The organism is uncultured Bifidobacterium sp., from assembly GCF_949292005.1.
Classification (GTDB): Bacteria; Actinomycetota; Actinomycetes; order Actinomycetales; family Bifidobacteriaceae; genus Bifidobacterium.
The window spans coordinates 1-11,392 of sequence record NZ_CASEXV010000049.1; the positions used below are offsets into that span (position 1 = coordinate 1).

The following is an 11,392-nucleotide window of genomic DNA, read 5'->3' on the forward strand; positions in this document are numbered from 1 at the left end:
CTTGGCGCATGGATGTGGATGCTTGATTCGGAAAACGCGGGCGAGATCATCCCTGAGGAACTCGGCGAATGGCAGGCCGAATTCGGGTCCTGAGAAAGCCACTTGGAGAATAATTGCGAATCAATCAAGCGGCCTCCGGGCCGCTTTTTCGTATTCGTCGAGGGCGAACATGCACCTGAAAAGCACTTCTCTCCGATTTGTTATTCCCTCAGCTTTACCTGCGGTTTTACGATTCCGGCCTTCAAAAGAGGGCGATGATTCGGGTTTGATTCGAATCACTCGAAAAATGCCGGTTTTCAGCTCGGGAGTAATTGTGGGTGGCTTTACATCCTTTCATGGCGAGCACGAATGTCCGGTACGCGCCAAATCGCTCAAACGCTCGTCACTTCATAGAACAATCAAGAATCAAAACCGCAGGTAATAAGCATGAAATCAGCCCCGAAAACCATCGGATTCCAGGGCTGATTCGAACCTGTTATTCCTGTTTGTTGCAGGTGGTGTGATAACCACTGCGACGCTATGTGTTGCAGTGCGTCGCAGTGAATGGTTACAGGTGGCTTGGCATTTTTGGCCTTTTGCTATTCCCACTCGATGGTCGCCGGCGGCTTCGACGTGCAGTCCAGCACCACGCGGTTGATGTTCCGGCACTCGTTGGTGATCCGAGTGGAGATCGTGGCGAGCACATCGTAGGGGATGCGCGACCAATCGGCCGTCATCGCGTCCTCCGAACTGACCGGGCGCAGCACGACGGGCATGCCGTAGGTCCTCTCATCGCCCTGGACTCCGACCGAATGCACGTCGGCCAGAAGAACGACGGGACATTGCCAGATGTCACGGTCAAGTCCGGCTTTCGACAGTTCCTCGCGCACGATGGCGTCGGCCTCGCGCAGAACGTCCAGACGCTCCCTCGTGATCTCCCCCACGATGCGGATGCCCAGACCCGGACCGGGGAACGGCTGCCGCCAGACGATCTCGTCAGGAAGTCCCAGCTGGGTCCCTATTGCACGGACCTCGTCCTTGAACAACGTCCGCAGCGGCTCGATGAGCTCGAACTTGAGGTCCTTGGGCAGGCCGCCGACGTTGTGGTGGGATTTGATGTTCGCCGCGCCGTCACCACCGCCGGATTCGACGACGTCGGGATACAGAGTCCCCTGCACGAGGAAGCGCACCTCGGAGCCGGTTCTCCCGGCCTCCTCGATGACCTGCCGCTGGGACTTCTCGAAGGTGCGGATGAACTTCTCCCCGATGATCTTGCGCTTGCGCTCGGGCTCGCTGACGCCCTTCAATGCTGTCAGGAAGTCCTCGGAGGCGTCCTCGGCGATAAGCCTGATGCCCGTTGCCGCGACGAAGTCGTGCCTCACCTGCTCGGCCTCGCCCTTGCGAAGCAGACCATGATCGACGAACACACAGGTGAGCTGGTCGCCTATGGCGCGATGGACGAGAGCCGCGGCGACAGCCGAATCCACTCCCCCGGACAATCCGCAGATGACCTGGGAATCCCCCACCCTCTCGCGTATCTTTCTCACCTGATCGTCGATGATTCCCGCCGCGTCCCAGTCACAGGCCAGTCCGACGCAATCATGCAGGAAGGTGGATATCAACGCCTGTCCCAGAGGCGTGTGACGGACCTCGGGATGCCATTGAACCCCATACAGGCCACGCGACGTATCCTGCATCGCCGCTACGGGCGCGCCCTGCGTGTGGGCGAGGACCTCGAATCCCTCAGGCGCCTTCTCAACCGCCACCCCATGACTCATCCACGTGCTCTGACTGGCCGGGGATCCCGCAAGTATCCCATCGGCATGGTCGATAGTCGTCTCGGTCTTTCCGTACTCCCCCATCGCGGCACGGTCGACGACTCCGCCAAGCTCGTAGGCCATGACCTGGAAGCCATAGCAGATTCCCAGAACGGGAACGCCCGAGGAAAACAGGGACACGTCGATTCCAGGAGCTCCGGGATCGAACACCGAAGCAGGGCCACCTGAGAGGATGATCGCCTTGGGGTCCTTTGCGAGCATCTGCTCGACAGGCATGGAATGGGGCACAAGCTCCGAGTAGACATTCGCCTCGCGCACCCTGCGTGCGATCAGCTGGGCGTATTGGGCGCCGAAATCGACGACAAGGACTGGACCCTTGGCCATTTTCTCTCCTCCGGGACTGCGGTTGATGGACGTGATTCGCAAGACACCCTATTTCTATGATGCCGACCACAGACATTGTGTCCGGGCAAGACGACAAAAGGGCATGGACGACCCCGGACTGGTTTCTCCGAAAGCCGACAACACGCCGGGCAATGATTCTTGGCAGGATGAGAAGCCATATCGAACATTCATGTCGACACTCGACGACGAATGCCGATTTTCCTATGATTCCGCGGTTTTCAGGTCGTCCGTGCCTGCCATGTCTGTGAGGTTGGCAAGGCGGTCGGCGATACGAAAGGAAACAATTCCGAACACAGCAGCAAAAAAAGCGCCAAAAGTCGCAAGTCCCACGTAACATGTGTCTCGATTGGAAGTGGTTCCCCAGCGCAACCAGCGTCGAAGAATCCACGACCTACTGATAATAATCAATCGCACGCACGCGTGCAGGAGTACAGGAGTACACATGACGAATCCTGTTATTGGCACCCCTTGGAAGAAGCTCAACGCTCCGGTTTCCGAGGAAGCCCTTGAAGGCGTAGACAAGTATTGGCGCACCGCCAACTATCTTGCCATCGGACAGATCTACCTCCGTAGCAATCCGCTGATGAAGGAGCCCTTCACTCGCGAGGACGTCAAGCACCGCCTTGTTGGACACTGGGGAACCACCCCCGGCCTGAACTTCCTCATCGGCCACATCAACCGTCTTATCGCCGATCACCAGCAGAACACCGTCATCATCATGGGACCGGGCCACGGCGGACCCGCCGGAACGGCCCAGTCGTATCTCGACGGCACGTACACTGAGTACTTCCCGAAGATCACGAAGGACGAGGCCGGACTTCAGAAGTTCTTCCGCCAGTTCTCCTACCCGGGCGGAATCCCCTCGCACTACGCGCCGGAGACCCCCGGATCCATCCACGAGGGTGGAGAGCTCGGATACGCGCTGTCGCACGCCTACGGCGCCATTATGAACAACCCGAGCCTGTTCGTGCCCGCGATTGTCGGCGACGGCGAGGCCGAGACCGGTCCTCTGGCCACCGGCTGGCAGTCCAACAAGCTCGTGAATCCCCGCACCGATGGCATCGTGCTCCCGATCCTGCACCTCAACGGATACAAGATCGCGAACCCCAGCATTCTTTCCCGCATCTCGGACGAGGAGCTTCACGACTTCTTCCACGGCATGGGCTACGATCCCTACGAGTTCGTCGCCGGATTCGACGATGAGGACCACGCGTCCATCCACCGCCGCTTCGCCGACCTGTTCGAGACCATCTTCGACGAGATCTGCGATATCAAGGCCACGGCGCAGACCGACGACATGACTCGTCCGTTCTACCCGATGATCATCTTCCGCACCCCCAAGGGCTGGACCTGCCCGAAGTTCATCGATGGCAAGAAGACCGAGGGATCATGGCGTGCCCATCAGGTCCCGCTGGCCTCCGCCCGCGACACCGAGGCCCACTTCGAGATCCTCAAGAACTGGCTGGAGTCCTACAAGCCTGAGGAGCTCTTCGACGAGAAGGGCGCGGTCAAGGCCGACGTCACCGCGTTCATGCCCAAGGGCGAGCTGCGTATCGGCGAGAACCCGAACGCCAACGGTGGCCGCATCCGCGAGGACCTCAAGCTTCCGAAGCTTGACGACTATCAGGTCGATGAGGTCAAGAAGTACGGACACGGCTGGGGACAGCTCGAGGCGACTCGCCGTCTTGGCTCCTACACCCGCGACATCATCAAACTGAACCCGGACTCCTTCAGGATCTTCGGGCCTGACGAGACCGCGTCCAACCGTCTTCAGGCGGCCTACGAGGTCACCAACAAGCAGTGGGACGCCGGATACCTGTCCTCCCAGGTCGACGAGCACATGGCCGTCACCGGTCAGGTCACCGAGCAGCTCTCCGAGCATCAGATGGAAGGCTTCCTTGAGGGATACATCCTCACCGGTCGCCATGGCATCTGGAGCTCCTATGAGTCCTTCGTCCACGTCATCGACTCCATGCTGAACCAGCACGCCAAGTGGCTCGAGGCCACAGTGCGCGAGATTCCGTGGCGCAAGCCGATCGCGTCGATGAACCTCCTCGTGTCCTCGCACGTGTGGCGTCAGGATCACAACGGATTCTCCCATCAGGATCCGGGCGTGACCAGCGTGCTGCTGAACAAGACCTTCAACAACGACCACGTGATCGGAATCTACTTCCCAGCGGATTCCAACCTCCTGCTCGCGGTCGCCGAGCGCTGCTTCAAGTCGACGAACATGATCAACGCGATCATCGCCGGCAAGCAGCCAGCCGCGACTTGGCTGAGCCTTGACGAGGCGCGCGCCGAGCTCGAGAAGGGTGCCGCCGAGTGGGATTGGGCCTCCAACGTGAAGTCCAACGACGAGGCCGACATCGTTCTCGCCGCCGCCGGTGACGTTCCCACGCAGGAGATCATGGCCGCCGCCGACAAGCTCAACAAGCTCGGCGTGAAGTTCAAGGTCGTCAACGTCGTGGATCTGCTGAAGCTGCAGTCCGCGAAGGAGAACGACCAAGCCCTCTCGGACGACGAGTTCGCCGATCTCTTCACGGCCGACAAGCCGGTCCTGTTCGCCTACCACTCCTACGCGCATGACGTTCGTGGACTCATCTACGACCGCCCGAACCACGACAACTTCAACGTTCATGGTTACGAGGAGCAGGGCTCGACGACCACGCCTTACGACATGGTGCGCGTTAACGAGATCGATCGCTATGAGCTCACCGCCGAGGCGCTGCGCATGATTGATTCCAGCAAGTACGCGGGCGAGATCGACAAGCTCGAGAAGTTCCGCGACGAGGCGTTCCAGTTCGCCGTCGACAACGGCTATGACCATCCGGACTACACCGACTGGGTGTGGCCGGGCGTCAAGGTCGATCAGCCCGGCGCGGTCACTGCGACCGCTGCCACCGCTGGCGACAACGAGTGAGCCGGAGCGGGAATAGCATTCCCGCATGCTGACTGATATGGCGGGGCCCTCGTTTGCGGATGTTATCTGTAAACGGGGGCCCCGCCATAGGCGCATGATTGGCATATGGCATCGGGGCGTCTGCGCGTTCCCACCACCATTGATCGACTCCCGCCATCCGTATTGGCTTTCGGGGCTTATCAGGCGCTAACCATCGAACCGATGGTTATGGTATGTCATGGATGTGGTGATGTCGTCACATTCGCTGTCCTACAATGTGTGATGGCGTCGGACGCGCAATGGAGCATGGCCGAACGCACAACGACGAAGGAGCAGCACCGTGACCACAGCCATCTATATCGCGAGCCCTGAGGCACGAAACGGAAGGAATGCCACGGCGTTTCTCATGATTCGCGCGCTCCGCCAAGCGGGAAAGTCCATCACGGTTTTCCGACCCGTGGCCGCCGAGAACGACGTGCTGGGCATGTCGCTGGCTCGGTTTGCGAATCCCGATCATCCGAAAGAGGCCATCGCTTCCGGTGTCACCCCGTCTCGCTGGATGTCCGATTCTGACTCCTGCCGATCGGACATCATAACGGCGTATCGGGAGTTTCTTGATTCCATCGCACCCCGCCCCGACGTGTGCGTCATCGTCGGAGCCGATGGGACATCCGTATTCGCGCCAAACGCCTTCGGCGCTGACTGTTCGATAGCATGTGATCTTCACGCGCGTCTCGTCCTCGCCATATGCGCCCGTCATCGGGACGTCCGCGAGGTAGAGGAAAGCGTGCGCAACTGTCGATCCGTCATCCGTCACACTGGTGGCACAATCATGGACCTCGTTGTGACGGGATGCGACGACTCTCGTGCGCCCGAGTTCTCGACGCTGGCGGGCCATCTTTCCATCCCCGTGCAGACGATTCCTCCCGTCGCATTCGATGCCGACGACGATCGCACCCGCGACGAGGCGCTGCGACCATACGCATCACGAATCTCCGTCGATGACATAGCCGCTCTGCTCAATGCTCCGGCAGCGGTGGCGACGACACCGCACGCCTTCCAGAACGACCTGCTGGTGAGGGCCTCGTCGGACCGCAAGCGCATCGTTCTTCCGGAGGGCATGGAGGACAGAGTGCTTAAAGCAGCCGACTATCTGCTCCGCAGAAACGTCGTCGACATCACCCTGATCGGGGACAGCTCAGATATTCTGGCCAGGTCGGCCGATCTGGGGCTTCGATCGATCGAGTCCTCGACGATTATCGGCATAAACGACCCGGACTACCGCGACAGGATGGTGGAGCGCTTGTGCGAGCTTCGCGCTCACAAAGGCATGACGGAGGACATCGCCAGAAAAACACTCACCGATCGCAGCTATTTCGGCACAATGCTTGTCCAGATGGGTTTGGCAGACGGTCTTGTCTCCGGATCGGTCACATCGACCGCGTCAACGGTAAGGCCGGCCCTACAGGTGATCCGCACACGCCCGGATGCCTCCCTGGTGTCAGGAGCGTTCATCATGTGCCTTCCCGACCACCCGGTCGTCTTCGCGGATTGCGCCATCACCACGAACCCGACAGCATCGCAGCTGGCTGACATCGCCATCCAAACCGCCGGTACCGCCCGGGACTTCGGAATCGAACCGCGTGTGGGCATGCTCTCATACTCGACACTGGGTTCCGGATGCGGACCTGACGTCGATCTGGTCACCGAGGCCACCGACATCGTCTCCCAACGCTCCCCCGACCTCCCCCTTGTCGGCCCCATCCAGTTCGATGCCGCGTGGTCACCTGATGTGGCCCACGTCAAAGCTCCAGGCAACAGTGTGGCCGGACGCGTCAACGTGTATGTGTTCCCCGATCTCTCCGCGGGAAACATCGCCTACAAAGCCGTTCAGCGATCGTCCGGCGCCTTGGCCATCGGTCCCGTGCTTCAGGGACTGAACAAACCGGTCAACGACCTGTCCCGAGGTGCGAGCGTCAAGGACATCGTCAACACCATCGCCCTCACAGCCGTCCAGGCGCAGTGCTGACAATGCGCGATATCGTCGGCGACGAGGTCCACCGTGCCCTGTTCCCAACATGCTGGGTCCGTCGTGCCCACTCCGCCGTGCCGATAGCCTAAAAGGTCCCGATTCCGCATATGCCGCTTGTATCGCGTGCGGCGTATCCTCGACATGGTGGCCGTGCCTGACGCACGGATGATCAACAACACATGGAGGAAGCCCGCTATGGCGAAAACCGTCCTTGTCATCAATTCCGGTTCGAGCTCGATCAAGTATCAGCTGGTCGATCTTGAGACCGGCGAAGGCCTCGCATCCGGCCTCGTCGAAAAAATCGGCGAACCGATCGATGGACATTACAAGCACGAGTATCAGGGAACCAAGCACGAGCTCACGGAGCCCATCCACGACCATGAGCAGGGGCTCAAGCGTGTGCTCGGCCTTTTCGATGAGTTCGGTCCGAAGCTCACCGACGCGGGGATCGTGGCCGTTGGACATCGTGTGGTCCAGGGAGGCAACGTCTTCCCCAGGCCGGCACTTGTCAACGACAAGACCATCGGCAAGGTCAAGGACCTCGCGGTCCTCGCGCCCCTCCACAACGGACCGGAGGCCACCGGCGCCGAGGTCATGCGCGCGCTGCTCCCCGATGTTCCGCAGATATTCGTCTTCGACTCGTCGTTCTTCTTCCAGCTTCCCGCCGAGGCGAGCACCTACGCGCTGAACAAGGAGATCGCCGACCGCTACCACATCCGCCGTTACGGCGCCCACGGAACCTCGCATGAGTACATCGGATCGGTTGTTCCCGGAATCGTCGGAAAACCGGCCGAGGGGCTCAAGCAGATCGTGCTGCACATCGGCAACGGTGCCTCCGCGTCGGCGCAGATCTCGGGACGTCCGGTGGAGACGTCAATGGGTCTGACTCCATTGGAGGGTCTTGTCATGGGCGGTCGCACGGGTGACATTGACCCGGCCGTCGTGTTCCACCTGATCCGCAACGCCCACATGAGCGTGGATGAGCTTGACACCCTGTTCAACAAGCGCTCCGGCATGATGGGCATGACCGGCTTCGGAGATATGCGCGAGGTGCATCGTCTGGTCGCGGAGGGTGATGAGAACGCGAAGCTCGCGCTCGATGTCTACATCCACCGCATCGTCGGATACATCGGCAACTACACCGCCCAGATGGGCGGGGTGGACGTGATCACCTTCACCGCAGGAGTCGGCGAGAACGATGAGATCGTGCGTCGCCGGGTCTGCGAGAAGCTCGCGCCCTTTGGCGTGAAGCTTGACGACAAGAAGAACGAGACCCGGTCCAAGGAGCCCCGCGTCATCTCGACTCCCGACAGCTCCGTCATCATCGCGGTCATCCCGACCAACGAGGAGCTGGCCATCGCGCGCAAGTCCGCAGCGATCGCCGAAACCGGAAAAGACTCCTACGGCAACGAGTTCACCCGCTGACAGTCTGGATCCGCTGACAACGGACCATTCAGGCACGACCTGGCGGCATTGACCAGCCTCGTCCTGTGAATGAGTAAAGCCCCGCGCCACATCCATGGCGCGGGGCTTTACTCCATGGTGGCATCCTACCGGTTCTCGCCCACAGACGTTCCTTTAAGCATTCCCGTCCACATCCGTGGGAAATCGGGCAGTGTTTTGCGGGTGGTGGCGACGTCCTTAATCCGCGTGCCCGGTATGGCGAGTCCAAGCATCGCGGCGAACGTCGCCATACGATGATCCCGGTATGTGCGCATGACCGTCCCGCGAAGCGTCTCACGCGGCGCAGGGCGAATGGATACGCCATCATCAAGCTCGACGGCGTCGCAGCCCACTGCCCTCAACTGCTCGACAAGCGCCGCGAGCCTGTTGGTCTCATGTCCACGAAGATGGGCGATCCCCACAAGATCCGTCCCCGAATCGGCCACCGCGGCCAAAGCCGCCACACTAGGCGCAAGCTCACCAGCCGCGGAGAGATCAAAACGGCCAAGACCATGGATGATGCCATCAGTTGGGCCCGCCACCTCGATAAGACCGGCCGCTCGATCGCTGCCACGGTTATCTCCATCACTCCAAGGTCGACCATCAAGAGTCGCGGTCGCACCCATGCGTATGAGAATCCCCGGCAAAAGCCCTCCGGGCTGCGTCGTGGTGACCGGCCAGCGCGGAACGCGAACCCGCCCGCCTGCGATAAGCGCCGCTCCCAAGAACGGCGCGGCATTCGACAGGTCCGGCTCGACGACGACGGTATCCGGCAGTCGAAGATCCGCATGTTCAACAATCCACTGTTCCGGTGTGGGCATTGTCACTCCACCGCCCGCAGCCGTGACGTCCTGCATGGTCATACGGATGTGGGGCATGCTGGGAAGCGGGCCACCGTCATGCGTCAGCGACATGCCTTGGGGAAGTCGGGGTCCCACAAGCAGCAGTCCGGAGATGAACTGCGAGGATCGGGAGGAGTCGATTGTGACATCAGCCCGTCCCAATGGCAACGTGGTGGGAGGCGTCACCGTGAAAGGCAGGAATCCGGGATCGCCGTGATAGTCGATTCTGGCTCCGAGCTGTTCCAGCCCGTCAAGAATCGGTCTCATCGGGCGTGATTTCGCCTGGTCATCACCATCGAAGTACACCGGCCCATCGGCGAACAGCGTCAAGGCAGGAACAAAACGCATCACCGTTCCCGCAAGACCGCAGTCTATACGGCAACCGCCCGTGAACCTCCCGCCGACTGGCGGCGTGACCATCACACGCGTGTCCAAGCCATCAATCACACGGCACCGCACGCCAAGAGCCGTCAACGCGTCCATCATGAGATCAGTGTCACGTGAGCGCAACAGGCCATCAAGCTCGATGGGAGAGGACCCCAACGCGGCAAGGACAAGATAGCGGTTCGACAATGATTTGCTTCCGGGAATCTCGACCGTCGCATCAAGGGGTCCGGTCGACACAGGGGCGTTCCACAACTCCCCCGGCTTCACATCAGATGCCGGAAGCGCGGATGCGGACGTGCTGGCGGCGGAGGGGCGTGACGCGGACGGATTGGATTCAACGTTGGGCATACGCGTCATTGTACGGTGACGGGTGTCACGAATTCGCGCCGATCGCGCTCGTCATGAGATATTCTCTCAAGACGACGGCGTTGTTTCGCTCGGAATCCTTCGCCGCATACACCAGCGTCACCACGTCCTCGGACTTCAGCGCATCACGAATCTCATCAAGGTGGGGATTGGCCTCCAGCTCGGACGTGTATCTGCGTGCGAACTCCTCGAACCGTTCCGGCTGATGGCCGAACCATCTCCTCAGATCCGATGTGGGTGCGCATTCCTTCGCCCACATGTCGATCGCGGCCTTCTCCTTCGAGAGTCCTCGCGGCCAGAGCCTGTCGACAAGAATGCGGTATCCATCATCCCCGCCACGTCCGGCGTAGACTCTGGCCAGCCGAATCACACCCATCGCCATGCTCCTTCGTGGAGGTTCAACCTCCAACATCCGTGCATCCACTATCTCTACATTCAGATGCCCACTGGGGCATCCAACTACCAACACAATAAGGTCATCAGACAGCCGTCGCGAATTGTCCGACCAAAGCCTTCATCCATGCGGTGAGCGTGTCGTAACGGGCCGGCATCTGTTCGGTGAGTCTTACGATGGGCACGCTGTTCCTTGTCGCGGAATCGCTGATCGTCGTGGTGACGCTGTTTGTCTCCTGGGTATTGAGGACAAGCATCGACACATTCCCGGACGACAGGAGCTTGGTGAACGCGGTGATATCCGATGCCGAGGGCTCGCCGTCATTCGCCACGGCCTGCGAATAGCCGCTCGGCGTCGCGTCGGTCATCCCCAGATCGTCCGCGAGGTACCGGGCGACGGACTCTGTGGCGGCATACCGTTTGCCGGCGGTTTTCTTGCGCGTTGACGTGATGGTTTTCTCCAGCGATGTCTCCTCGGAACTCCATTTCTCATACAGGGTGCGGTACTGTGCCGCGTGGGTCGGATCAGCCTTTTTGTACGCGGCCGTGATGGACGCCGCGGTGGCCTTCCTCACCTTGGAGGAAAACCAGACATGGGGATTCGATCCTTCCGCGATTCCTCCGGTCGTCGCGGCGTTGACGAGAATCGCCGATGTCGCGGATGCGGCCTTGACGGCCCACGAGTCGTAGTCCGCGCCATTGACCACGGTGATGTCCGCTTTGCCAAACGCCGCGATGTTCTGCGTCGTCGGCTCGTAGTCATGGGCCTCGACGGACGTGTTCGACATGACGCTCGTCACCGAGACGTACGTGCCACCAAGCTCCTTCGCGAGTGATCCCCACTGGTTGATGCTCGCGACCACTGATA

General features: G+C 60.6%; 7 protein-coding genes. 3 read left to right on the forward strand and 4 right to left on the reverse strand.

The genetic code is table 11. The annotated features are described in order from the left end of the window. Positions 1–578: 578 nt before the first annotated feature. Positions 579–2,141 carry a glutamine-hydrolyzing GMP synthase gene (gene guaA / locus Q1X90_RS03505; RefSeq protein ID WP_300766580.1) on the reverse strand — a complete coding sequence of 521 codons (1,563 nt, stop codon included), beginning with the start codon at positions 2,139–2,141 and terminating at the stop codon, positions 579–581. Positions 2,142–2,604: 463 nt separating this feature from the next. Between guaA and Q1X90_RS03510 the strand changes: the two genes are divergently transcribed. From Q1X90_RS03510 to Q1X90_RS03520, 3 genes are all read left to right on the forward strand, one after another. Then, entirely contained in the window at positions 2,605–5,082 is a 2,478-nt protein-coding gene (locus Q1X90_RS03510; protein ID WP_300766582.1) for a phosphoketolase, read from the forward strand. 319 nt (positions 5,083–5,401) lie between these two features. Beyond that, positions 5,402–7,090 carry a phosphate acetyltransferase gene (gene pta, locus Q1X90_RS03515; protein ID WP_300766584.1) on the forward strand — a complete coding sequence of 563 codons (1,689 nt, stop codon included), beginning with the start codon at positions 5,402–5,404 and terminating at the stop codon, positions 7,088–7,090. A gap of 198 nt (positions 7,091–7,288) precedes the next feature. Next, on the forward strand, positions 7,289–8,518 hold the full coding sequence (locus Q1X90_RS03520; RefSeq protein WP_300766592.1) for an acetate kinase: 1,230 nt from the start codon (positions 7,289–7,291) through the stop codon (positions 8,516–8,518). Between the two features lie 125 nt (positions 8,519–8,643). On the opposite strand, the gene aroA is transcribed toward Q1X90_RS03520, so the two are convergent. The 3 genes from aroA to Q1X90_RS03535 all read right to left on the reverse strand — a co-directional run. After that, the gene (aroA, locus tag Q1X90_RS03525) at positions 8,644–10,113 is read right to left on the reverse strand and encodes a 3-phosphoshikimate 1-carboxyvinyltransferase (protein WP_300766586.1); all 1,470 of its coding nucleotides are present in this window, start codon (positions 10,111–10,113) and stop codon (positions 8,644–8,646) included. A 25-nt stretch (positions 10,114–10,138) separates the two neighbouring features. Further along, the gene (locus Q1X90_RS03530; RefSeq protein WP_300766588.1) at positions 10,139–10,507 is read right to left on the reverse strand and encodes a DUF488 domain-containing protein; all 369 of its coding nucleotides are present in this window, start codon (positions 10,505–10,507) and stop codon (positions 10,139–10,141) included. Between the two features lie 103 nt (positions 10,508–10,610). Next, positions 10,611–11,392: zinc ABC transporter substrate-binding protein (locus tag Q1X90_RS03535; RefSeq protein WP_300766590.1), on the reverse strand; the 782-nt coding region annotated here is incomplete at its 5' end.